This is a genomic window from Labilibaculum sp. K2S (assembly GCF_030372765.1).
Lineage (GTDB): Bacteria > Bacteroidota > Bacteroidia > Bacteroidales > Marinifilaceae > Labilibaculum.
This window is the reverse complement of the sequence record NZ_JAUCMW010000001.1, coordinates 599,509-623,657: the sequence shown is the minus strand read 5'-3', so window position 1 is coordinate 623,657 and position 24,149 is coordinate 599,509. Positions and strand designations below refer to the sequence as shown.

The 24,149-nt window shown below is 36.3% G+C and carries 21 protein-coding genes; all 21 read right to left on the bottom strand.

Annotated elements, in window-relative coordinates:
* Positions 1 to 10: 10 nt before the first annotated feature.
* Positions 11 to 1,531, bottom strand: coding sequence for a phytoene desaturase family protein (locus QUH73_RS02400; protein WP_289528878.1), 1,521 nt, complete (start codon positions 1,529 to 1,531; stop codon positions 11 to 13).
* 25 nt (positions 1,532 to 1,556) lie between these two features.
* Complete coding sequence (locus QUH73_RS02395; protein WP_289528877.1) at positions 1,557 to 3,047, bottom strand: phytoene desaturase family protein; 1,491 nt, start codon at positions 3,045 to 3,047, stop codon at positions 1,557 to 1,559.
* Positions 3,048 to 6,890: a trifunctional MMPL family transporter/lysophospholipid acyltransferase/class I SAM-dependent methyltransferase gene (locus QUH73_RS02390; RefSeq protein WP_289528876.1), complete on the bottom strand. Its 3,843-nt coding sequence runs from the start codon at positions 6,888 to 6,890 to the stop codon at positions 3,048 to 3,050. It lies immediately after the preceding gene.
* Positions 6,891 to 6,898: 8 nt separating this feature from the next.
* On the bottom strand, positions 6,899 to 8,056 hold the full coding sequence (locus QUH73_RS02385) for a DUF2062 domain-containing protein (protein WP_289528875.1): 1,158 nt from the start codon (positions 8,054 to 8,056) through the stop codon (positions 6,899 to 6,901).
* Positions 8,043 to 8,414, bottom strand: a complete 372-nt coding sequence (locus QUH73_RS02380) for a hypothetical protein (RefSeq protein ID WP_289528874.1) — start codon at positions 8,412 to 8,414, stop codon at positions 8,043 to 8,045. Before QUH73_RS02380 ends, QUH73_RS02385 begins: the two co-directional genes overlap by 14 nt.
* A gap of 2 nt (positions 8,415 to 8,416) precedes the next feature.
* Entirely contained in the window at positions 8,417 to 9,022 is a 606-nt protein-coding gene (locus QUH73_RS02375) for a hypothetical protein (protein WP_289528873.1), read from the bottom strand.
* Positions 8,997 to 9,644, bottom strand: a complete 648-nt coding sequence (locus tag QUH73_RS02370) for a LolA family protein (protein WP_289528872.1) — start codon at positions 9,642 to 9,644, stop codon at positions 8,997 to 8,999. Before QUH73_RS02370 ends, QUH73_RS02375 begins: the two co-directional genes overlap by 26 nt.
* Positions 9,645 to 9,766: 122 nt before the next feature.
* Positions 9,767 to 10,540 (bottom strand): polysaccharide deacetylase family protein, encoded by a 774-nt coding sequence (locus QUH73_RS02365; protein WP_289528871.1) that lies wholly within the window; start codon positions 10,538 to 10,540, stop codon positions 9,767 to 9,769.
* Positions 10,522 to 11,589, bottom strand: a complete 1,068-nt coding sequence (locus tag QUH73_RS02360) for a beta-ketoacyl synthase chain length factor (RefSeq protein WP_289528870.1) — start codon at positions 11,587 to 11,589, stop codon at positions 10,522 to 10,524. Before QUH73_RS02360 ends, QUH73_RS02365 begins: the two co-directional genes overlap by 19 nt.
* A gap of 3 nt (positions 11,590 to 11,592) precedes the next feature.
* Positions 11,593 to 12,780, bottom strand: coding sequence for a beta-ketoacyl-[acyl-carrier-protein] synthase family protein (locus QUH73_RS02355; RefSeq protein WP_289528869.1), 1,188 nt, complete (start codon positions 12,778 to 12,780; stop codon positions 11,593 to 11,595).
* 18 nt (positions 12,781 to 12,798) lie between these two features.
* The gene (locus tag QUH73_RS02350) at positions 12,799 to 13,050 is read right to left on the bottom strand and encodes a phosphopantetheine-binding protein (RefSeq protein ID WP_289528868.1); all 252 of its coding nucleotides are present in this window, start codon (positions 13,048 to 13,050) and stop codon (positions 12,799 to 12,801) included.
* 4 nt (positions 13,051 to 13,054) lie between these two features.
* Positions 13,055 to 13,654: a hypothetical protein gene (locus tag QUH73_RS02345; protein ID WP_289528867.1), complete on the bottom strand. Its 600-nt coding sequence runs from the start codon at positions 13,652 to 13,654 to the stop codon at positions 13,055 to 13,057.
* Between the two features lie 3 nt (positions 13,655 to 13,657).
* Positions 13,658 to 14,779: a beta-ketoacyl-[acyl-carrier-protein] synthase family protein gene (locus QUH73_RS02340; RefSeq protein WP_289528866.1), complete on the bottom strand. Its 1,122-nt coding sequence runs from the start codon at positions 14,777 to 14,779 to the stop codon at positions 13,658 to 13,660.
* A 67-nt stretch (positions 14,780 to 14,846) separates the two neighbouring features.
* The gene (locus QUH73_RS02335; protein WP_289528865.1) at positions 14,847 to 15,266 is read right to left on the bottom strand and encodes an acyl-CoA thioesterase; all 420 of its coding nucleotides are present in this window, start codon (positions 15,264 to 15,266) and stop codon (positions 14,847 to 14,849) included.
* A gap of 395 nt (positions 15,267 to 15,661) precedes the next feature.
* The gene (locus QUH73_RS02330) at positions 15,662 to 16,273 is read right to left on the bottom strand and encodes a leucine-rich repeat domain-containing protein (RefSeq protein WP_289528864.1); all 612 of its coding nucleotides are present in this window, start codon (positions 16,271 to 16,273) and stop codon (positions 15,662 to 15,664) included.
* A 300-nt stretch (positions 16,274 to 16,573) separates the two neighbouring features.
* Entirely contained in the window at positions 16,574 to 18,547 is a 1,974-nt protein-coding gene (locus QUH73_RS02325) for a hypothetical protein (protein WP_289528863.1), read from the bottom strand.
* Between the two features lie 499 nt (positions 18,548 to 19,046).
* The gene (locus QUH73_RS02320; protein WP_289528862.1) at positions 19,047 to 21,050 is read right to left on the bottom strand and encodes a fructose-1,6-bisphosphatase; all 2,004 of its coding nucleotides are present in this window, start codon (positions 21,048 to 21,050) and stop codon (positions 19,047 to 19,049) included.
* Between the two features lie 161 nt (positions 21,051 to 21,211).
* Positions 21,212 to 21,355 carry a hypothetical protein gene (locus QUH73_RS02315; protein ID WP_289528861.1) on the bottom strand — a complete coding sequence of 48 codons (144 nt, stop codon included), beginning with the start codon at positions 21,353 to 21,355 and terminating at the stop codon, positions 21,212 to 21,214.
* Complete coding sequence (locus QUH73_RS02310; protein ID WP_289528860.1) at positions 21,336 to 21,743, bottom strand: transposase; 408 nt, start codon at positions 21,741 to 21,743, stop codon at positions 21,336 to 21,338. The genes QUH73_RS02315 and QUH73_RS02310 overlap by 20 nt, the downstream gene beginning before the upstream one ends.
* 307 nt (positions 21,744 to 22,050) lie before the next feature.
* The gene (locus QUH73_RS02305; RefSeq protein WP_289528859.1) at positions 22,051 to 23,094 is read right to left on the bottom strand and encodes an ABC transporter ATP-binding protein; all 1,044 of its coding nucleotides are present in this window, start codon (positions 23,092 to 23,094) and stop codon (positions 22,051 to 22,053) included.
* 9 nt (positions 23,095 to 23,103) lie between these two features.
* Positions 23,104 to 24,144, bottom strand: a complete 1,041-nt coding sequence (locus QUH73_RS02300; RefSeq protein WP_289528858.1) for a FecCD family ABC transporter permease — start codon at positions 24,142 to 24,144, stop codon at positions 23,104 to 23,106.
* Between the last annotated feature and the right edge of the window lie 5 nt (positions 24,145 to 24,149).

The following is a 24,149-nucleotide window of genomic DNA, read 5'->3' as shown; positions in this document are numbered from 1 at the left end:
CTATTTGATTTTATTTCTTGTATTCTTCAGGATAACAAGAATTAATGTCTTGAAGAATGGCATTAATATCTACCAATTGTCCGCAGGTTAACAATGCTCCGCAAAGTACTCCGGTAATGCCATGCAAATTCACACTTTGCCCTGTTAAAAGTAAATTTGATATTTTGGTTCGGGATGGCAGGTAGGATTCAATTGGATTGTTGCAATCCCTTGCAATCCCATACATACTGCCTTCCTTGGTGCCCGTGTAATCTTTAAAACTTAAAGGACTTGATGTATAACTGGTATCAACGGCATCTAAAATATCAGGGAAAACCTCCGATACACAAGCCATCACTTCTCTTTCTTTTTCTGCTTTAAAGGCTAAATATTCTTCCCCCCGACATTCAATCTTAGTGCCCTCCCATTTCTTTACTTCCTCATATTTCATATAAGTTATAATCGTTACGCTCTCTGCACATTCGGGATTGTTTTTATCTGCAGCAAAATAAAGCATTAAACCTTGCGGCCAATCGCCTTTATCGTAATTATCAACACCCCAAACATTATTTGTTTTGTAGTAGTAATAGTTTTTATTCAAATAAGGTATTTTATTTTTTTTCAATACGATATAAACGCTAAATGCGGATATGGTATTTTTCAAATTGGTCAATCTTGATTTGTATGATTTTCTAATTTTCTCATCAGGGACTAAATCCATTGTGACTGAAGGATGCATGTTTGAAATAAAATGTTCTGCTTCAAATAGATTTCCATTCTTGGTTTCCACGGCCGACATGAGTTTGCCCGCAAAATGAAATTTCACAACTTCAGATTTTGTTAAGACCTTACCTCCCATTCCCTGAATGGAGTCAACCAGAGCATCGGAAATTTGATCTCCACCTTCGGTTAAGCGCCAGGCGCTGGTAATAAAAAAGTGATTGACCAATGCATGCACATAAAGTGGTGTAGTCTGTTCACCACCTCCATATAAAGGATTCAATGCCGTCAGTACAGATCTCAGTTCAATATTTTCGGTCAACGAAGCAATAAAATCGGAGGTACTCTGCCCATAATAAGACATATTGGATGTATCCATCAAATCGACCTGACGCAAATTAAAAATATCAGAACTTTCACTTAGCATTCTAATTTTACCGACATAGGCCAGAATCGCAGTCTCTTCGTTAGGGAAATCAAGAAGTAAACTTTGGGTAAACTTTTCGTAGCCCATGGCATAATTGTATTCCCGCCCGGCAATATTAATCACATCAAAGGCATCCTCGTCCAATCTGCGGGCATCTACCTTCCCCAGTAAATCAAGATAATTGAAAAACTTATGCAAAACCTCTCCTTCTCCCAAACTTCCAACATAATGCATGCCTGTGTCGAACCTACAACCCTTACGTTTGAAGGTTTGTAAGTTTCCGCCCGTTTTAAAATGCTTTTCAAGCACACAAACCTTATACCCGAATTTCCCCAATATGTATGCACATGTCAGTCCTCCCAGTCCGCTTCCAACTATTACAATATCGTATTTTTCTTTGTCCATATTTTATTTTAGAAACTACTATTGCTTAGTATTTTCTAATCTTATTGATTAAATAATCGCTTCCCAGTAATTCCTGACAGGTCATTACTGCACCAATTGTAACCCCTAAAATGCCATGCATATTTAAATTCTGACCGGTAAATAAAAGGTTGTTCACCCTCGATTTTGGGCTAAGCAATGACAGCATTGGATTCTCCGCATTCTTTTTAATTCCGTAGGCTGAACCATTCGGAGTACCTGTGTAATCACGATAAGATAAAGGGGTTGAGGAATATACCGACTTGATATGCTTGCGAATACCAGGAAACCGTTTCTCCACTGCTTTTAACAAGATCTCTGATTTCTGATCTTTAAAATTGCAATAGGACTGAGGTCTTGATTCTCTCGTTGTGTTCTGCCATTGACTGATCTCACTAAACTTCATGTAACTAATCACGGTTAAACCATTGGCATATTTTCCGCCCTTCGAATTTGCAGGAGAATAGAGCATAAAATGCTCCGGCCAATTTTCTGCAGAATATTGCGTTCCCCAAACATTAGAATTGGGGAAATGATGGTGATTGTAATTGAACAGATCTAAACTGTCCTTTTTAAGTACCAGATAGAGACTAAACATTCCCACTGAATTTTCCAGAGAAAGAATCCGGTTTCGATATACTTTGCGAAGCATATTTTCAGAAAGAAGCTCTATTGTAGAGGCTGGGTGAGCATTTGAAATGATTTGTTTTGCATGTAAATATTCTCCACTCTGCAATCGTACTCTGTGAATTGTATTCTTTTCTCCTTCCAGCGCAAGCACGCGAGCTTCGGTTCGAATTACACCTCCATTTGCTTTGATCCCTTTTGCCAATAAGAGAGCCAACTGAGAACTGCCATTCACCAATCTCCATGCTGATTTTACAAATGAATAATTGATTAAAGAATGCATATACATGGGTGTTTGTCCTTCAACACCGGCATATAAGGAATTCATTCCGGCCAACACTTTTTGAAGTTTGCGATCCGGAGTAGTCCTTCTTAAAAATTCGGAAACACTTTGCTGCTTGCCCAGGCTGTGTAACGAATAATTATCTGATTCTAAATTGTAATAGGGAAAGGCATTGCATACTTCGCCCATTTCAGTGAAATATTTTTGCAGATTGGCTCTCTCTTTAGGAAAAAACTCACTCATTCGCTCAATAAAATTCTCATGCCCCTGAGCAAATGGATATTCAATGCCATCCTCTCCCAATGAAATTTTATCAAAAGCATCTACATCTAATCGCTGGATGTTTAAATCATCCATTAAACCCAGAAAATTAAAGTATCTGTACAATACTTCGCCTTCGCTCAAGCTTTCGGTATAATTAAGACCTGTGTTAAAAAGAACTCCTTCCTTAGCAAATGACTGAAGGGTTCCACCAATTCGTTTGTCCATCTCCAATACACAAACCTTCATTCCTTCTTTCGAAAGAATGTTGGCACAGATTAAACCGCCTAAGCCACTACCAATTATTATAACATCGAATTCCCCCACTTATAGTTCAGTCTTTCTTTTTAGTTTGTAAATGATATTTGAAGTATATCTGGATTGATCAAAAATTTCAAATTCGAATCCATTTTCAGTAGCAATTTCCTCTATTCTGGTTCCCGAAAAGAAGAATAAGTTCTCGTATTTTGTTTTGTTAAAATGCAATAACTTTGTTGAGAACAACTCTGTTAGCTTTGTTCCTTTCGTCCGTTTTTCCAGATCTGTGTCTGCATCACGAATAATAATCTGTCCTCCGGGTTTAAGATTCTGCATGCACTTTTCGATACAAACCGATTGCAGCGATTCGGGCATATAGTGCAGAACATCATTTAAAATATAAGTATCTGCTTTGGGCGGATCAACTTTTGAAATATCACAAATCTCAAATTGCAATCCTTCAATTTTAGCATGAGCCTGCGCTGCCAGTTTAATTTTTTTCTCATCATAATCGAGTGCATAAATTTCACGCTTCGGAGAAACAAACTTAAGCATGGCTGCTAAAAATCCATATCCACATCCAATGTCACAAACAACAGCCTCTCTGGGGATTATCTTGTCGAAAAAATTATAATTGTGTTCCAGTCTAATCTTCACACGTAAATACCATTCTAATACCGGGCCTTTGTAGATATAGGCTTGTACCAATTTATTGGCAAAATAATCAGGAGTCTCAAGCTCTTGTCTCATTCTATCAAATTCCGATCGGAAAAAAGAACACAATTGCTTGCTTCGCTGAACGTAGGTTTCTGTTTTAGAAAATTCTTCTTTCTTTATCAAATCAAAAAATTGCAAGGTAATCTGACCATTTCTAAGGAAGAATTCATTTCTATCCATGCAATGATTTGCCCCATGAATTAGAACGGGCAATACATCAAGTGATAATTTTTCAGCCAAAAATACTGCTCCGTTATGGAATCGGGCTATTTCACCATCTCTTGTTCTGCGTCCTTCGGGAAATATAAGTACCGAGTAGCCATTGTCAACACATTTCTGAAGAGGTTCAACAACCTTCTCCATACCTTTGCTTGTTGGATGAAAATCAAGAAATTTCACTATAAAACCATAGAACGGATTGTTCCAAACCCAATTATTCGTAATCACTACAATTTTTGGATGTAACATGAAAAGCAAAACCAAATCGAGATGAGATTGATGGTTGCCAACAATTAATTTAGGAGTGCTTAAGTCGAATTTTTCGCGATTGATAAACCTCTTTTTAATTCCAAAGATACTATAGACTATAAACTTACTGCAAAATTGCACCAAACAATGAAAAATGTACTTCTTCGTTTTCATTCGAATGGGCAAAATCAGTAAAACCGGTATCAGTGATGTTAATGCCAAGCATCCGGTTAAAAATTGGATCAATGCGAATACCGATGAAAATAAATTGTGTATTATCACCGGTGTAGTCCGCTCTTTACCATTCGTAAAATACAAGAAGCGGTAACAAATAGGTAATAAGGTAAAACTCAGAAACAGAATGGATCCGATTCCGATAATTGATAAGGCGGCAATGGATTGCAGAGCAGGATGTCTGGCAAATATCAAGACTCCTATGCCCGCAAAAGTTGTTATTGCTGATAATAAAATGGAAAGCTTAGCGGATTCAAGTTCATTAGTACCATATTTTCGGTTTTCGATGAGTGCGTTTAGGATAAAAACGGCATAATCAACACCTAATCCAAAGATAAAAGTTGAAATAATGATGTTAAAGATATTGAATTCGATGCCAAACAACCCCATCAAACCAAGTGTCCACAGCCAGCTAAGTAAAAGAGGAATCATCGCAATTACAGCCAGCTCGAACCGTCCGTAAGAGATTAAAAGCACGAAGAATACTGCAAATAATGATATCCATACCAACCGGTTAAAATCATCTTTTAGGGTATCCACCAAATGATTTGAAAAATATTGTTTGTCCCAAAGGACAGCATCACGATCTGTTTCAATCGTTGAATACAAGCTCTTTTTATCTTTCTGATCAACCCGAAGGGTATTTAAAAGATATACTTTATCATTCTTTTTCTTGAGCAGGGATGAGAACAATCCGTCAATAATGAATTCCTGATCGCTTTCTGACAGATAGGAATAATCTTTTGCCAATAAATTCTCAAAAGAAGAAAAGGCTTCCGGTTTAAAATGATTTTGAGCCCCGGCTTCCTTTACTAATCGAATACTATTCTTCTTCGTATTCTCTGTCCAGAAAGAATTCCAACGATCCAATCTTATCTGTTGTTCTTTCTTTGATTTTAAAATAGAACCGGGACTTGAAATATTACGGATAACTCCATGGGTTTGTAATGAATCTAGTACGGCAGTATATGTCTCAAATTTAGTTAAGGCAGCATCTACAGATTCACCTCCAACTACAAAGAAAACCGAACGAAAAGCAATAGAACTAATCTCCTTTAATTTCTGTTCTGTATTTTTTAAATACTCAGTTTGGTAATTCAAAGCATCCAAATCGGTATTAAAAACAACCTGACTTGTTGTAAATATAGAAACTATGGTACAAGCAAGGATAATCCATTTCGTGAGTTTAAACTTGTCAAATTCAATTGCAGTAATTTTATCTAAGAATGGAATTTGATTTACTTTCTGGACTGTCGATTCAGACTCTAAAAAATGCGGTGTAATTATGAGAACAAACAATACAGCACTAATAATACTTAGGGCAGCAAACACTCCTAGTTCTTGTAGTGCAGGCGAATCAACAAAATACAAACACAAAAATGCGATGGAAGTGGTGACACCGCTAATCAATAAAGGTTGTGACAATGTATGTAAAAGACTTTTTACTGATCGGTTAGACCTGAAATGAACGTATGCATGAAGGGTGTAATCTATGGTTATTCCCATTAAAATAGATCCAACCCCTAAGGCAATTGCTGATATGGATCCTTTTACCCAATAAAAGCATCCCAAACTGACAGAAATACCAAAAACAACAGGCAAAAATACGAGTATGAAAATCCGCCATGAGCGAAACAACAGACTAATTAGTAATATTAAAAGCACCAATGCCAAACTAACAGTCAGCAGTATATCTGTTTTAATTTGAATTGCATTACAAACTCCAACAACCGGAGCGCCATAATAATCTAAAGTGCAAATTTCATTGTCGGCTTCCGTTTTGGCCCGAGCAATATTCTCAACCAAAAGGGCATTGTTTCCTGTATCAGAAGAAGCATAAGCTGACTCCATGAAAAAGAACAAATGATAACCATTATCGGAAAACAAATAGTTTTGGTACAGTTTATATGCATCACCAAGCTGTAAACGCTTTAGCTTTTCTAAAACCAATGGTGTAAAATGAAGTGGATCATTTAAAATATAGGAGCGCATTCCAATGCCGGCAGGTGTCATTAAGGCTTTAAAATTCCCTTCTATCGTATTTTTAATTGATGACTCATCAATTCGTTTGGCAATGACTTCGTAATCTTCCTCTTCCAGGAAGAGAGGAAGATTTCTATAAAAAACATCATAGGCTTGACTCACTTTGTCTTTCCCAAGACCTAAGCTCATCTTTTTAATTAAAGAATCTGCTGGATTCATTGATTCAACAAATCGTGCAGCAGTAACAATTAAGGAATCGTAATTTGGAGCTAAAAGGGTATCGTTTTGAGAAACTACTAAAACAATTTTATTGGAGAAATCGATGTTCTCCATTAACTGATTGACAGCCTTCGTTTCCCCACTACTCATTAGCACCTTGGAAATATCCTCCTCAAAATGAATTTTTGAGGTGCCAAGCCACAAAAAAGCCAGCAATACTGCAACAGCAATAGAAGTAACAATGCGAAAACGCTTAATAAATAAGAATATACTCCAAAAGAAAGTTCCCATCAAATCTTCTATTTTCTTCGTAATAGTAACAACAATAAATATGAAAAGCTCCCACTTAAAATTCCTGCAACACAAGCTAATACCAGACTGCCAATGGCATATTGCAATAAATTACTGGTGATTGAATCAAGACCAAAACCATCCGAAAAACTTAAATTAGTCATGGGAATTCCCATAATTAATGCTCCGGTTGCAATACTTCCGAAAATAATGAATGGAATCATTGGCGGAATGCTAATATTCGCAGCAACAATTACAAAGGGTTTATGCAATTTTAATAAATAGGCCAAGGCCAAGGCAACAATCATCTGATAACCCCAAATAGGTACAATTCCCATAAAAACACCAAAACCTATTGATGTTGCCAACTTGAAATTATTTTCACCTTTTATGTCTAAAAAGGCTTTTATATTTTTCCAGGTAAGGTTCTTGAAAAAATCACGTGGCTTAATGTAAGCAAAAGCGATAAAGCATAAAATTGTGTTTAAAACACTGATTCTAAAAAAATCTTTAAACGGTCTAAAGTGAGTAACTCGATCCTCTCCCTTGTCATATTTAATTTGAACAGGTTCCGAAAGAACAGGGATACCAGCCCATGATGCACGCACAGGAACTTCTGTTTCGTACTCAAACTTTGTACAGTAAAAAGTAAGTTCCGCAAGTTTTTTTATTGGATAAACCCGATAACCGGATTGAGTATCCGGGAGTCTTATTCCCGTTTCTACCAGGAACCAAAAATTTGAAAAACGATTTCCAAAACTGCTTCCTCCCGGAACATCTTTCTGACTCATATTTCGAGCTCCAATAATTAATGAATTAGGTTCTTCTTTCAGTCGTTGGATCAACTTAGGAAGGTCTTCGGGAAAGTGCTGCCCATCAGAATCTATGGTAATTGCATATTCATAACCCAATTCCAATGCTCTTTTGAATCCATTTCGCAAAGCACATCCTTTTCCTTTGTTCTTACTATGCGTTACAATTTCAAGCGACGATTGATAGCTTTTCAGAATAGAATCCGTTGAATCGGTCGCTCCATCGTTTACAACAATTACATTACTTGTATGCAGCAACACCCTATCGATAACATCGGCAAGTGTGCGATCGTTATTATAGCTTGGAATAATTACGCAAACCTTTAGGTCTTTAAACAGATTATTTACTGACATTTGCATTCCCTTTTAATTTGAAATAAACGGTGCTCTCACCATAAATTTTTGCATTTATTTTATAGACATCTTCAGTCATTTTAAACGCAATATCCATAAAAACAAGTTCAGATTCTTTAGGCGCCCACATGCTAATGAATTTCATATCGGAAATTGAATTGAAAAACAAATCCTGACTTAAATGATCACTAAGAATTTCTTTAAGCATCTCCATTTGACAAACCCCTGGAGTAATTGGATTTCCGGGAAAATGTCCATCAAAAATCTCATGTCCGGCATTAATACTCACCTTAAATTTCAATGTAGAAGGCAATTCACTCTCTACCTGTTCGTATGTATATAATTTATTCAGCAACATAACTACTTCATTCTTTTAAGCTCCATTTTCAACTTTATTGGCCAGTGTTGTATTTGAATGGAATTTGAAACCCCATTTTCCTGCTCATTAAATTCAATATGTATTCGATTAAAAAATCCTTTAGAATCGATTTTCTGCATCAGTTCATTCTCGTAAAAATAGAAATCCCGACTCTCATTTTTTTGATACTTCGAAATTGCCTCTGCCTCATTTTTAAACTTTAAATCTTCTTGTTTTGGTGCATGAACCAACAAAAGAAAATCTTGATGCATCAACTTAAACAAACTCTTTTTCCGAATTGGCTCAATACAATAATTCAAATGATAAGTATCTAATGTAAAGCTCATATCGAACAAAGTCATTCCTACTTCAGACATTAAAACCATGCGGTATTTATTATCTGCTTCTTGTTTTAAAGCAAAAATACCCGAGAAGTAATGCTTATAAATACTGATACTTCCTCTAAAAACAGCTTCGTTTAATCCCTCCTTAAACAAAGGAGTTCTCTCTTCAACCCTCTTACTATTTGATAATTTAGAGGCTGTTCTATTTGTACTGCACGAAATACAAATTAAACAGCAACTAATTAGGACTAAAAGTACTCTCATCAATTATCGTGTTAAATTCTCTATTCTCGAACCTGATATCCGTAAAATCACCAGTAGATTCAATCATTTTAATACTGCTAACGGCCAAATCTGTTTTTTCGAACCGAATCTCAACACCAGAAACATAAGCTTTCAAAGCTTCATTTTGCGGATTCAGAGTTAAAAGGTATTGCTTGGCAGATTCTTTTAAACTCATTTCAAAATCTTTATTTTTGCCCAAATCACCCTTGATTGCTCCTAACATTAAATCGTTTATTTGCCTAAATACGGCATTGGAATTTGCATCAAATTGATTCGTTTTGTTTTTGTCTTTTATGATAATTTTATCGCCATTAAATAAAATCAGATACTCAAATGGTTGTGTATATTCCCATCGAAGCTGATTCTCCTTTTTAAAACGAAAAAGTCCTTCCGATACAATTGCTTCGGTCATAAAACTCAAATGTTTTTCTTGTACAAATCGACTTTTAATGGTTTCAATAGACGAAGCCACTTTATTAATCTCCATTTGAACAGCCTCTACATCTTTCACCAAAGTGAAATTTTGAGCTTTACCTTTTGATGTTGACAAACAAAAAACAAAACCAAAACACAATAAAGCTTTTATATATATTCTATTCATATAATTATAATTTGTTTTTTTAGTTGCTATATGAAACTTACCATGCTGGGATAATCATCTCCCTGTGTGTCAAAATCACTTTGCCATGGACGTTTCATACAATTTGGTCTTAAGTAATAGAGTTAGCATTTTTCATTTACACTCAAAGCCTTATCAATTCTTTGAGTTTTATAATTATTTTCTTTCAAAAAGGGCAGTAACCCCTCTAAAATGGTAAGAACATGAGGTGAATGATCGTGTAATAACACAATATCACCCGATTTCAATTCCTTTTTTATTTTTTGCAAAGCTTTACTTCCCTTAAAGTCTGACGTATCAAAAGAACGGATCGTCCAACCGATACATTTCATGTTAAGGCTTGTCACTGCTTTTGCAATATTTGGATTACTAACGCCAAAAGGGGGTCGGAAATATTCCGGTTTACTTCCTGATAAACGCTCAATAAGCTCATTCGTTTTTTCCAATTCGGCAATCATATTCTTCACCGATTTCGCTGGAAATTTCACTTCATGTAAATAAGTGTGATTTCCAACAAAATGACCATCATTAAACAAGCGCTGTGCCAATCTGGGATTTTCCTCAAGATGTTTTCCGATACAAAAGAAATTGGCTTTCATATTGTGTTTTTTCAACAAATTCAAAACCGCTTCGCTTTGTTCTTGCGGTCCATCATCAAAACTTAAGAATATTTCTTTCTCCGAATTAGGAATCTCACAAATAATTGGCATAAAAAACTGCCACCTTACATTCACTACTCCACAAATCAATACGCACATGTATATCACGATGCCTATAATCATAACATGCCAATCGCAGGCAAACTCAAGCACTCCCAAAACAAATGAAAGCAGAGCAAGCAAAGCAATAGCGATATTGGTTATTGTGAACTTTGACATCTTGTCAATAAAATAAATGAATATGAATTATTTCTTGATGAATTTACAATTAAAACTCTTTCAATCTCTTGATCTTTATCTCCTTGTAAATAAGTCGCTTCGCCAATACATCCATTCTGTATTGCTGTGTGCGCCATCCACAAAGCAAAACTTGTGTCTGTATCGAAACTTCCTGAGCAATGTTTAAAGCCTGCTATTAGTGATTTTTCAAAATCAGAATTTAGTAAAGTAGTTAAATTCTTGGTGTTAGGAGTTCCATCCAAACCCAATAGTAATAAATTGATATCGCTTGAATGTAAATTGTGTTTGTCTAAAAATTTCTGAACTAAACAATTGCAATCGCAAGTTGATTCGCGATGAATCTCAATATCTACCAGTTTGGAAGATTTTGAGCTTCGTTCTTTTGTTGATAATACAAAAAAACCAGCACCTTCGCCTAAAATTACACCTGAGTTAGAAGCCTTTTTCAGTCCATTCTTATCCAGTTCTTTCTCTGCCAGGCAACCCATTTGTTTCCACAGATTTAAGCTAAGAGGCGTCAATTCATCAAAGCCACCAAGTAAAATAGTTTTGGCTTCGCCTTCCTCAATCATCATTATCGCATCAATCAAACCCGTTTCAAAAGACGTTTCTTTTTGCGAATAAGTATAATTTGGTACTCGCAAACCTTTAATTAAAGCAATTTGACCTCCCACAGCATTGTGTGTCGATCGAATAAAAGCAGTGGGATTCATTAATGTCTCACCATTCTCGTGCATTTGTTTTAAAAACACACCCGTATCATCAATACAACCTAGTCCGGTTGTTGTTATTATGGCATCAATACTATTTGGTTCAACTTGATGTAAACAATCGAAGGCTGACACCAAACTAAATTTCACGAGTCTGCTCATGCGTCGCAACATGGCTGGCGGTATGTATTCTTTATATACAGGATCGATCACCTTAAGACCCGAGTTTTCAGAAGAAACAGTATTCACGGGCCATTTTTCAGTTCCCAGAGTTTCCTGAGCTGAAACCATTGATGATGCATTTATATATATGGCCATTTTTTATATTTTTGAAAATATAAGACTACTATTATTCCCTCCGAAACCGAAAGAATTCGACAGTACGTGTTTTATTTCTGACTTCGCATACTGATCTATCGGAACAATATTTGAATCTTCATCCGCTTCTGAAAAGTTTAAACCGGCATAAAGTTCCTGATTCTGTATCGCCATGATTGAAAAAACACTTTCTATTCCTCCGCAAGCACCTAAAGTATGACCAGTAAAAGCTTTTGTTGAACTAAAAGCCGGATGATTCTCTCCAAACAAATTACGAATTGCTTTCGCCTCCGATGAATCGTTATTTGGTGTACCAGTACCATGAGCATTTATATAAGAAATATCAGCACATTTTAAGCCGGCAACTTCCATTGCTTTTTGCATAGACAAGCTGGCTCCGATCCCCTCGGGCGACGATGCCGTTTGATGATGCGCATCATTGGCATTGGCATATCCTGATAAAACAGCAAGCGCCTTGTTTGGTTTGGCAATATCTTCAGCCTCCAAAACAATAAAACCAGCTCCTTCGCCTAAATTCAGACCCGCCCGGGATCTATCAAAAGGTCTACAATACTCACTATCGAGTATCAGTAAACTATTAAATCCATTTAGAGTAAAACAAGCTAAAGCATCTGTCCCTCCAGCAATTACCCGATCTGCTCTACCCGATTTAATCAAGCGAGCACCCATCATTATGGCATTTGCCGCCGAAGAACAAGCTGTACTGTAAGTTGTAACGAATCCTTCTACTCCCAAATAGGAAGCTATTTTTTCGGTGGAATCGCCACATGGGTGAAGATTCAGAATTTCATGCAAATTTTCCTCAGATTCAAAATCAGCAATTTGCTCAGTCAAATCCATGCCTCCAACTGTTGTTCCTGAAACTAAAGCACATGTTTTTAGCTCATCAACCGTTAAATCAGCCATATTCGTTGCTTCTTGAACAGCAAGAATTCCCAACAAACTGGTTCGGGAAATCAATTCATCTTCACCAATACCTATATTAGATTTCAACTCTGTATTGGAATATTTCACTTCTCCCAAAACAAATTGGTCTCGAAGTCTTGTTTGTAAGTATTTAATTGGCGCAATTCCTGTTTGTCCATTTTGAAGAGCATGGATATTCTGCTCCACCCCTAAACCTAGAGCGGAAACAATGCCTAAACCTGTTACAACAACCTTTCTCGACATAATGCTGAGTTGAACTATTTATGAATTTGCCTTTATGTATTCTGCCATACTTGTTAAAGTAGCAAACACTTCACGTCCTTTATTCGGATCTGTTATTTTAATTCCGTAATCACGTTCCATTAAAACAATTAATTCCAAAGCATCAATAGAATCAAGGCCTAAACCATCACCAAAAAGAGCTTGATCAGCTTCAATCTCATCCGGTTCCATATCTTCCAGGTTTAACTGCTCAATTAACTTGATCTTTAGTTCTTCAATTAATGAATCCATTCTATTATTTATTTAAATTGTTAATATTATCTATCGTAAATGGGAATAAACCTATTTCTGATTTAGAAACCAAAAATAATTTTGCGAAATAATTTGTTTCACTTTCGTAATTTACCCAACCGACTACAACTAACTTAGTCGTAGTGTTTTGAAATACTATTTCCGTTTGCTGATGCAACAATTGGGCATCGAAATTTTCAGATACGAAAAAGTAATTTTCTCCTTTTATTTTGTTTTTGATCGCAATCTCACCCATTAAAATATTGGGTAAAGTGTATACGAATAATGCAGGACTCGCAATATCTTTGGTGCTTTCCCAGTAAGACATATCAGTTGCTAAAGTAGATTCTGAATTCGCAAATATCATTGCAATTTCCTCATTTTTATACTGTTCCCTAACAACATCCCGAAACAGAACCTCAGCCGCTATAAAAGCTAGTTTACACTGTGCATCCATTTTATAAAACTTCGGGTATTCGAGTTTTTCTGATTTATAAAACTCTTTTAAAAAGGATTTTAAATCTTTATCATTCGATTTAAAAAGGATCTTGGAACCATCAGAAATTTCTGCATCGGATACGAAACAATATTTTAAAATATGCATAGCTTAGTATTTTGAATAAAGAATTGCAGCATTACAACCACCAAATCCTGAAGCAATTTTCAGAAATGAATTGAAGTTTAAATTCTCTGTTCTTGTCACTAAATTAATCTGTTCAGGAACACCATAATCTACAAATCCTTTTGTCTCTAAAGCCTTTGATTCATTCATAGCACAAAGAGTTATTATTGTCTCAATTATTCCTGCTGCACCCAAAGTATGCCCAAAAAAACCTTTCAAACTATTTACCGGCACATCATTTAGCTGAGCTAAATTTATTGCTTTCGATTCCATTTCATCGTTGTAAATTGTTGCAGTACCGTGTGCTGAAATGAATTCCGGTTTCATTTGTGCTTGATTCAGAGTAGATGTAATGGCATTTGCAAGACCATCACCAGTACGCGAAGGTCCGGAAATATGATTTGCATCGTTGGAAGAAGCCCCTGCAACACATGAAGCTCCATTGAAAATTGCTTGTGTTGAATCTGTGGTTAGGACAAGAGTTCCAGCACCTTCACCTAATGAAAGACCATCTCGGTTTAGATCAAATGGCTTGCATGGATTGTTACTTACTGCTTTAAAAGAATTAAATCCCGATAACACAAACTCAGAGATTAAATCAGCTCCGCAAACAATCACATGTTTGTACTTTTTCGCCTTCAATAATCTTACGGCCGTTACCTGAGCTAAAATACTGGAAACACAGGCATTTGAAATAAGCACCGGACGATTTGCAACACCAAAGTATTTGCCAATTTTATTTGCGCTCTCCCACAAATGAATGTCTTGAGTTCGTTTATTTTCTTTCTCGAGAAACCCAACATTCCCTTTTGTTGTTGCAATAATTAACAAACAATCCTCTTCTTTAAGATCAATTATCGTTTGAGAGACAGCATCTTTTATCGAAAGAATACACAATTTCTCAAAAAGAGATACTTTGGTTTCCACTTTGTGGTTTAAACAATGTTCTTTAAAGAAGGTTCTGTTTATGTATGAAATTGGATGAATATCATCTTCGGAATGATACTGCAATCCCGAATTCCCTTCCAAAACATTATTGAAATTTTCTGTTGTGGTAAAACCCAATGAACTTATAATATTGCTACCTGCTATAAATACTTTATTCATTTTATTTTTCCCTTTGCTTCAGTCAACTTTAATGCACACCTATAGATAAAGCGTATCATTTTATTATCTATTCCAAAATTCCTACCGAACTTTTCCAGCCAATATAAAAATCAGGACAACACAATAACAGCTGACCTTCCCTATCTGTAAAAACCTGTGTAGTTTGAGCTTTTACCAACAACGCCATATCAGCTTTTCGATAAATGGTATATTCGAAAATTACTTTAGCTGCTAATGAATGTATAAATCTGGTTTCAATCACCAATTCATCACCATACTTTGCGGATTTTTTATAGCTCAATTTCATATCCACGATAGGGATTAATAGTCCTTTCGCAGCCACGTCCAAATATCCTAAACCAAATTTATCACCAAAGCATTCGCGTCCATCCTCCAAAAATTTGACATAACTTCCATGCCAAACAACTCCCATTGAATCAACTTCACTAAAACGTATATTTATTGTTTTTCGAACGACTAAATTCATTATCGAGAATCTTTATAATACGATAATTGCAATTGCAGTTAAAAACCAAAATCTTACAATATAATGCAATGCAAATGCTGTTAAAAAGCGGTGCAAATATACAAATGAAACAATAAATATAGACTATTTGAGTTAGTAAAACTCTCAAAAAAATAAATATGGAAGAAGCAATTAATAGATACTCTGAAGTTGTGGCACTTAAGTCTGTGAATATAATATTGTCTGAATGAAATTACATAAGCTTAGGGTTACAATTACTTTATTTTAAAATTAAGGGGTGCAGACAACCCGAAAGTTAATTGAACAAGATGTGATAGTCTGGCGCTCTTTTCTTCGGAGAAATAATGTACTGCCGTTTGGTTCGATTTCTAAAGACATCTTCAAAAGAAGTTATTTTAAAATAAGAAACGTCCGATAGTTGGCAGATCTTCCGGGATATTTTCAATTTCATTTTCCATTACATTCAGCTCGGTGAGTTGATGGTTTTTAAGCAGATGAAAGGGAAATGACTTTATGCAATTGTTTTCCAAATAAATGTTGGTGATGGATGCTGAGTGCAAAAGCTGTTCCAGTCCTTCGGAAACTTCATTGTTCGTAAAATCAATTAGCTCCAGTTTAGGACAGGTACTAAGAGCCGAAGGCACAACAGTAAAGCTATTGTTACCCAAATATAATTTTTGAAGATTTGGTATTTTAGCAATTGACTGAGGCAGTGAACTGATCTGGTTCCGACGAATATTCAGGCATCGCAAACTCTTTAAATCAGCTATTTCCTCGGGAATCAATTCAAGTTCATTTTCCTGAATGTCTAAAAATTCCAGGTGTTTCAACTTAAAAAGTGCTGGAGGCCATTTGCCTTTCAAATTCTTTTTTGAAATATTTAAATGGGTAAGCTGAGCCAATTCATTCAACTGATAGCCTTTTATCAACCAAGTAACTTTCTCAACCTGTTTTATTTTCCACTTTAGCTGAGCATTCAACTCTTCAATTATAAGTAAGTCTCCCATCGATAATATTTCCTACTATTTATTCGTGCTGCTACAAAGCAATGTAAACTTATTATTTATACCAAACAAAAAGAAGTGCATCAATGTCTTGTTGGACCAGCTACCAATACTTTTTTCCTACAATAAAAAATCCCCCAATTCGAATGAGAACATAAACTTTAAAAATGCAAAACAATACCTATTCGTATTACTGATTGAATTCAAAAAATCGGATAAAAAGAACCTGACAGTTATACAAACTATCAGGTTCTTCATAATTAATATGTGAATTTACTGCTTCTATTATATTCTAAGCAGAAATTAAATTTTATTACCATTAGCATCGTAATAAGTTGATGTTATTTCTCCGGTTACTAAATCATCTACTACGACTACATATTTATATAGATCATTAGGATCTGCATAAGTAGAATTGTATTGACTATAGTAAAAATAAGTGTACACTCTTTTAACGACACTGTAATCTGCCTTTTCTTTTGCATATTGCTCATCAACAGCACGAATTATAATTCCTGATGAATATTCATCATTTGCCATAGTTTCTAAATAAACCCTGGAAAGCATAACACCGGATTCATTATTATTGATGTGATATCGAACATGATTCAACAATTCAAACTGATCAGATTCAGTTGGGTTATGAGTGTCAAATTCAGTATTGGTCATATTTTGATAATAAAGAATATCAAAATTATTATTGAAAAATGTTTCAGATTTTGCAAAACCATTGGCCCAATAATTTATTACTGCATTATTATTTTCAGGCTGTACTGATTTTAATAAGACTCCATCCATACTATAAATTTTCTTTTCAGAAATATTGGAATCATCATTATACAATTCTACAATTTTATACTCTCCGGATACGTAGTGATCCTCAATTAGGTGCCCTCTAAAATCATAAATTTTATTGGAATTTTCATTTTCCATCCATCCCAAATCGTCATAGTAATATATTTTAAGGAAATCCGGGTCCGTAGATATTCTAGACTCTGATGAAACTAATTTATTTCCTGAATAAATATAGTCTAAAGTATTAACTATTTCTGATGGAGTAAAGATCATACTTTCTTTAGCTAATAAATTATCGGAATTGTATTCAAAGTCTTCACGTGCATATTCTTCTTTTTCTTGATTTTCATTAATATTATAGTAAATTGACCGTTTCATCAATCCATTAACATACTCATATTCAACTTGGCTGGCTAATAAAGTCCCATCTGAATTGACTTTTGATTTTGAAATTTGATTCCCTTCATCGTCGTAAGTGTAATTGTATGAGTAATCTTTGATCCCCTCAATATCAAAGTAATGTTTGGATTCTAAATATCCTTTGTCATTATGTGAATATTCCACATGCCACTCTGGAACACCTGCTGAGTTTAAAGAAATATATTTTGTTGGTAAGCCATTGTCATCAAATTCCCTAACTTCAATGTTTGATTCCATTTTAGCGATATTCCCAGATTCATAATGCTCTGTAAAAAGATATTCCATTGAGGCTTCCTTAGATGTGTGGCGTTCAAGAATAACTTTCTGTGGAAAAACCCCATCTCCGGTGTAATAATGCTTAATTGTTTCAGCTATAATATCAATGGAAATGTGTTTGTTTATACTGTGATTTCTATATATTTCTGAATAAGTTGGAATTCCTCTTTGCGTAAAGTGATGAACAATCTTCTCATTTTTATCGAGAAAAATAGTCTCAATGTTTTCAAGATAAGATTGTACGCTTGGCGTATTATCAGAGAATGTAAATGAATGATAACCAAAATCAGACGGCTTAGAACCTAAGGTAGTAACTACCTGAAGATCAACCTCAGTAGTTTTGTCAGTATCAATAGTAAAAGAAATAGGTAAAGATTCAGTAACCCATGCAGAAGCAGTCGATCCGGTTATCGGAGACGCAAATGTTGTATTATCCTCTTCATTTTTTAATTTAAAAGCAGTAATGCTGTAATTGTTTCCTTCTTCTAATTCAATTCCTTTAATTGTGTAGCTTTTATCGCCCCATTTCTCAAGTGTTATCTCTTTTGAGTTGTAAGCTTCAAGTACCACATTGTTTTGTTCTATTGTAATTACTGCAGTTACTAAATCAGACAATTCATATGATGTACCTGCTGAAGATTTCGTATTACTGAATTCTGTAGGGCTAATTGATAAAATCCCTTTGCCTGGTTCAGGTGGTAAATCTGGTTCGTCTTTTGAATCTGAACACGAATAACATAGCGCACATAGAAGCGTTAATAGAAAAAAGCTTTTAATTAATCTCATAGTTTTTGTTTAAGGTTTAGTAACGGCATGTTTTTTCTTTGCTGAGTTATTAATCAAAAAGAATAATTAACAACAGCTTTATCTAAGCTATCCATACCATTTTAAATAGCTTAATAAAATTAATATTATAAAAGTTTCTAAAAATACATAAAAAATTATAACTAAATCGACTTGAACATTTTTTTGTAATGGAACAATCATTCCTGCCAAAATTTTACTAAACATACATTGTTGGTTAAATGCTTAAAAATTTGATACGGTCCTGCAATAAAAAATCCCCCAATACATGGAGGATTTGTCTGTCAGATAGATATCGGCTTACAAACTTTGCAAATGAACGGGAGTCTGCACGAATCCTGTTCCTTACGGAACGGCCTGTTTGCAGGGATTTGGGGGGCAGTTCACCGAGCTTTCTAGCAATTGATCCTAATAAAATAGCTGAACGTATCGGAATAGATTGCAAGAACTTTCAAGTCTTAGCGTATCGATATACTTTCATTTAGCCTACACTCTTTACTTTCACAACACCCTTTCGGTACGCGTCAAGCAATCGGTTCAGATCTGAAATTTGTTGGCGCAGATTGGCTCCAATATAGGTATCTCCCACTCTGATTCGTTTGGTTGCGTGCTCAATCATACTTCTGGTTGAAACAATATCCACTTCATCGTGAATGGCTTTGTGTTTCGATTCGAAGGAGGTATGCTCGGCCAAAATTAAACTGTAAGAGTCATAAATTAAGGTATATCCTGCAATACCGGTCACCTTTTGATAGGGCTTCGACATTCCTCCGTCAATTACAAAGAGTTTCCCCTCCGCTTTCACCGGACTTTCCCCTTTTCCCACTTTTACCGGCACATGCCCGTTAACAATGTGCGATACTTCAGGATCGAGTCCAAATTCTGTTAAAATCCGACAGCAGGAATCTTTATCATCTCTCAACTTGTAATACGTATTGCTTTCTTCGCGCTGAGCTTCTTTATCGTTCAGAAAATATCGTTCGAAAGTGGCCATTTTCTTTTTGCCAAAAAGCGGCGAATAAGCCCCGCTCCACAGATACCACATGTAATCGCGATCTTTGTTCCTTTTTTCGGGATGTTCGCGGTTAAAATAAGCCCGCCTGGAAATTAAATCGAACTGATCGCACAAGGCTTTGCCTTTGTATTTTTCACCCAGCAAAGTAAGCTCTTTAAAATCTCCCTTTTCGTCGAGAGGGATACAACCGTGAAATAACAAATTTGAATTGTAGGACAGATAAGTCCCCCCTTTAGAGAACAATGTTTTAATGTGACGCTGCAGTTTATCGCAATACAAAAAGGAAATTTGAAGTTTTTCGGCCAACTCCTTCTCCTCTTCTGTTAGTTGATAAGGATTTTTGGGATCGATAGTGGGAAATGATTTGTCGTTCAACTCCAGTTCCCGTCCGTCAATAATCACGGTTCCTTTTTTATAATCGATTTTGTCGAGCAGCAAGCGGTCGTCCATTTCCATTTCCGGATTCCGCCGAATGATCTCTCCTGCCAGTTTCATTTCAATCACCATAATGGCTTTGTGCATTTTACTGGTCAGTTTAATCTGAGTCGATCCAATGTTCTCGACTGGTGTATTCTTGGGAATGAAAGCTTCACATGGATCGCCCTCGTAGGCTTTCATGGCAAAGGTAGCCAATGGCATCAGATTAATCCCGTAGGCATCTTCCAAAGTGTCCAGATTGTTGTAACGGGCACTCAAACGAATTACGGCGGCTATGCTTGCACGAATTCCTGATGCTGCAGCCATCCAAACAATATCATGATTTCCCCACTGAATGTCTACCGAATAATGATCCTGTATCACATCCATCACCTTATCCGCATAGGGACCTCTATCATATATATCACCAATAATATGCAGCCGGTCAATCAGCAAGCGTTGTATAAACTTACTTATGGCCACAATAAACTGGTTGGCCCGATCTACATCAATAATGGATTGTATGATGCATTCGAAAAATTTTTCCTTTTTTTCAGTCGGTTCATTCAGCAGCTCATCAATTACAAAGGCAAAATCGGGTGGCATGGCCTTCCTTACTTTCGATTGTGTATACTTATCGGCCGAAACACGGGCTACGTCAATCAGTCTGCGAAGCGTTACCGCAAACCATTCGTTCAGATTATCTTTTTCGTTCGTGATGAGTTTGAGTTTATCTTCAGGATAATAAATCAGTATTGCCAACTGATTCTTCTCTTTTTCGCTGATTGTGTTCCCGTAAACAACATCAATTTTCTTTCGTACCATGCCCGATGCATTTCGCAGTACATGACTAAAAGTCTCGTATTCTCCATGAATATCCGTAAGGAAATGCTCCGTTCCTTTGGGCAGACTGATGATTGATTCAAGATTTATAATTTCGGTACAGGCCGCTTGAACTGTTGGAAATTTTTCAGCAAGCAGGTTCAGAAATTTTAATTCGTCTTCGCTGTAATTGCTTTTTGCCAATTGATCTTTATTGTAGTTGGGAACCATTTATCTTTGTATCAGTTAATTTGATATTTACTTTTCTACCCCGCAACCCCTAAGGACTGCTTATTGTAAGATTATATTTTTTTTTGGTTTAAACGCGATGTTTCGCGTCTCATAAATTATTTTACACTCTATTTGCAATTTCAACGCCATGCACCGCGTCTTTACCATTCATACATTTCGTCATTTTTCCAGTTGCCTGGATTGTTTTGTATGTATTGTTCAATTCTGTGACAGGAAGCAAAATCACCCGCAATATGATCGTGAAACCGGGTTTGCCATGCGAAATTAGAATTGATTTCGGGCATTGATGGTTACAGATGATTTGAATCCGCGAATGATTGATGCCAAATTTTTAGATTGTGATCCGAACGTAGAGACGCGATGCATCGCGTCTGTACCGGTATTGTAATTATTTTTGCCAATGGTGATTAGGACATGAAAATGATTTGGCATGATTACAAATTCGCCCAATTCCAAATTCATATCGGGTCTGATTTCGGGTGTTTTCATCCATTCGCTTGCGGCCAATTCCCCAATTTCATTCAATATCATTTTACCATTGGTAATTTCGCCAAAATAATGTTCGCGTTCGTGGGTGCAAATGGTTACAAAATAAATGGCATTCGATCCGTAATCCCAATCTTTTAATCGGGCGGACGGTATGCGGTATTTATTTTGAAATTTTGCTGCCATTTTTATTTATTATTCTGTAGAGACGCGATGCATCGCGTCTCTGACCTTACACAAACATTTTTTGTAATAATCCTTTTTGGAATCTATTGTATCCGAAATTATAGTCTGAAATTTTTGATTGTTTTCAAAATTAACAAAATATGTAAATATTATCCTTATTAGATTCTATTTTTCAAGTAATTGCTGTAGTTCAGAAAAGTGTGAAAAACATAGGGCTAAAAGAAAAGCAAGGGACACAAAGCCTTCATTCATGAGACAAAGAAAATCTCATTTTCAAGCAATTCTAAACGGGAAGTGGAATTTTAGTTTATTCAGACAGTACACGTGATTCACTTTGTACCTCAAGCAAACTCTTTGCAGCCAATACGCGATTAACAAAAACTTCAACAGAGTCTTCAGACTGTATGCATTGGTCGTCGACATACAAGGAGAATGGTTTTTGGGCATCTTTATTCACCTCAAGGCGGTTGCAGTCTTCCGGATTTGCTTTTACAAGCCTAACCCCTTTTCGGGATAAGGCCCGCCGAAGTAAAACATATTCAAATCCATGACCTTTTACTGCTACCTGTGAGTGTTGGGCATGCATCACTTTAAATAAACCAGTCTTGTTATCGAACACAATTCCTTTGTGCTGAAACATTTTTTGAAAGGCATTTTTAAGCAGTAAATCTTCCGGACTACCTGTAATTAAAGGACCTCCATTTTGCAGCAACCACAATCGATCCGATAGTTGCAAAGCCAAATCCAGATCGTGGGTCGACATCAAAATCGATTTTCCGGATGTATTGGCAATATCCCGTAACAACTGCATGATCTCAACTCTGGCGGGCAAATCTAAAAAAGCAGTTGGTTCGTCCAATATAATTAGCGGCGTATCCTGAGCAAGAGCTTTGGCGATAAAAGCTTTTTGTCTTTCCCCGTCGCTTAAAGAAGTAAGCAAGCTGTCTTTTTTGTGTGCAATTCCACACTGCTCCATGGCACGTGCTACAATAATTTTATCCATTCCGTTCAATCGTCCCAACATCCCTGTGTAAGGACTGCGGCCATAACCTACCAATTCCTGCACACTCGCATTCGGAACAACAACTCTATCGGTTAACACCACTGCAATCTGTTTTGACAACTCCTTTTCGTTCAATTGATGAACTTCCCGATTATCAATCACAATTAAACCTCCCAAAACAGGTTGAAAACCACAAATACTGCGCATCAAAGTACTTTTTCCTGTCCCGTTTGATCCCAAAAGGCAAATTAATTCTCCTGACGGAATAATGGCTGATAAATCGCCGGCCACAATTTTGCTGCCGTAACCTATCGAAAGATTTCTAATGTGAAGTAGGTTTTTATTCATGCTAAAGGGCTAAAAATTTTCTTTGCGTTTTTTCCAGATTACTGAGATAACAACCGGTGCACCAATAAAAGCAGTTACCGAATTAATAGGCAATTCGCTCTCCATTCCCGGAAGACGGGCCAGCAAATTACAAAGCAATGCTGTTGCTGCTCCTAAAATGCAGGCATTACAAATTAAATATAAATGATTGCTTGTGCGGGATACCAATTTTGCCAGATGCGGAACGGCCATGCCTATAAAAATAATGGGACCGCAAAAGGCAGTTACAATAGCAGTTAATGTTCCTGCACATAAAATGATCAGCAAGCGTGCCCGCTTGATCTTTAATCCTAAATTGCTGGCATACCGATCGCCCAAAGCCATTAAATTCAGCGATTTGCTTAAAAACAAAGCAAGTAAGGAGGGTACAATAGTAATTATCGCAAACAAATAGGCTCGGTCAACCGACATGCGCGAAAAACTGCCCAATCCCCATATTACATAGTTGTGCACATCTTCTTCCATGCTATAGAATTTCAATACACCCACCACTGAATTAGACAGATAACCAATCATCACTCCGATGATAAGCACACTCAAGGTTCCTCCAATTTTATGCGAGATGAACAGGATCAAAGCTAAAACAGCAAAAGCACCTCCCAACGAGGCTGTAATTATGGCTAAATCGCCCCAAATGCCCAATCGGGAAAACGAAAATCCCCAAACCTGCCCTGCCACCAAAAGAACAAAGCCAACGCCCAAACTCGAACCCGAAGAAATTCCCAATACCGAAGGACCTGCCAAAGGATTTCGAAAAAGCGTTTGCATTAGCAGTCCGGCTACTCCGAGAGCCATACCTGCTCCTAAAGCTACTATGGTTTGCGGCAATCGGGTTCGCAGCAGGATATTCTCCCAAATAACATTGGACGATCCTTTTCCTGTTACAATATCGACTACTTCAGCAATAGGGATATTGACCGATCCCAATGCCAGATTTAAAGCGGCCAAAATCAACAAAAAACCAAGAGATAAAGGAATAAGAACTGATTTTCTCTGAAAAATAGGTGTCATAGGAT

What these genes read in the sequence shown, in the direction of transcription:
- QUH73_RS02325 (WP_289528863.1), bottom strand. Translation starts at nt 18,547, where the DNA reads ATGAGATTAATTAAAAGCTTTTTTCTATTAACGCTTCTATGTGCGCTA.
- QUH73_RS02390 (WP_289528876.1), bottom strand. Translation starts at nt 6,890, where the DNA reads ATGGGAACTTTCTTTTGGAGTATATTCTTATTTATTAAGCGTTTTCGC.
- QUH73_RS02355 (WP_289528869.1), bottom strand. Translation starts at nt 12,780, where the DNA reads ATGTCGAGAAAGGTTGTTGTAACAGGTTTAGGCATTGTTTCCGCTCTA.
- QUH73_RS02385 (WP_289528875.1), bottom strand. Translation starts at nt 8,056, where the DNA reads ATGTCAGTAAATAATCTGTTTAAAGACCTAAAGGTTTGCGTAATTATT.
- QUH73_RS02330 (WP_289528864.1), bottom strand. Translation starts at nt 16,273, where the DNA reads ATGGGAGACTTACTTATAATTGAAGAGTTGAATGCTCAGCTAAAGTGG.
- QUH73_RS02365 (WP_289528871.1), bottom strand. Translation starts at nt 10,540, where the DNA reads ATGTCAAAGTTCACAATAACCAATATCGCTATTGCTTTGCTTGCTCTG.
- QUH73_RS02380 (WP_289528874.1), bottom strand. Translation starts at nt 8,414, where the DNA reads ATGTTGCTGAATAAATTATATACATACGAACAGGTAGAGAGTGAATTG.
- QUH73_RS02400 (WP_289528878.1), bottom strand. Translation starts at nt 1,531, where the DNA reads ATGGACAAAGAAAAATACGATATTGTAATAGTTGGAAGCGGACTGGGA.
- QUH73_RS02300 (WP_289528858.1), bottom strand. Translation starts at nt 24,144, where the DNA reads ATGACACCTATTTTTCAGAGAAAATCAGTTCTTATTCCTTTATCTCTT.
- QUH73_RS02320 (WP_289528862.1), bottom strand. Translation starts at nt 21,050, where the DNA reads ATGGTTCCCAACTACAATAAAGATCAATTGGCAAAAAGCAATTACAGC.
- QUH73_RS02305 (WP_289528859.1), bottom strand. Translation starts at nt 23,094, where the DNA reads ATGAATAAAAACCTACTTCACATTAGAAATCTTTCGATAGGTTACGGC.
- QUH73_RS02315 (WP_289528861.1), bottom strand. Translation starts at nt 21,355, where the DNA reads ATGCCCGAAATCAATTCTAATTTCGCATGGCAAACCCGGTTTCACGAT.
- QUH73_RS02335 (WP_289528865.1), bottom strand. Translation starts at nt 15,266, where the DNA reads ATGAATTTAGTCGTTCGAAAAACAATAAATATACGTTTTAGTGAAGTT.
- QUH73_RS02340 (WP_289528866.1), bottom strand. Translation starts at nt 14,779, where the DNA reads ATGAATAAAGTATTTATAGCAGGTAGCAATATTATAAGTTCATTGGGT.
- QUH73_RS02370 (WP_289528872.1), bottom strand. Translation starts at nt 9,644, where the DNA reads ATGAATAGAATATATATAAAAGCTTTATTGTGTTTTGGTTTTGTTTTT.
- QUH73_RS02345 (WP_289528867.1), bottom strand. Translation starts at nt 13,654, where the DNA reads ATGCATATTTTAAAATATTGTTTCGTATCCGATGCAGAAATTTCTGAT.
- QUH73_RS02375 (WP_289528873.1), bottom strand. Translation starts at nt 9,022, where the DNA reads ATGAGAGTACTTTTAGTCCTAATTAGTTGCTGTTTAATTTGTATTTCG.
- QUH73_RS02360 (WP_289528870.1), bottom strand. Translation starts at nt 11,589, where the DNA reads ATGGCCATATATATAAATGCATCATCAATGGTTTCAGCTCAGGAAACT.
- QUH73_RS02350 (WP_289528868.1), bottom strand. Translation starts at nt 13,050, where the DNA reads ATGGATTCATTAATTGAAGAACTAAAGATCAAGTTAATTGAGCAGTTA.
- QUH73_RS02310 (WP_289528860.1), bottom strand. Translation starts at nt 21,743, where the DNA reads ATGGCAGCAAAATTTCAAAATAAATACCGCATACCGTCCGCCCGATTA.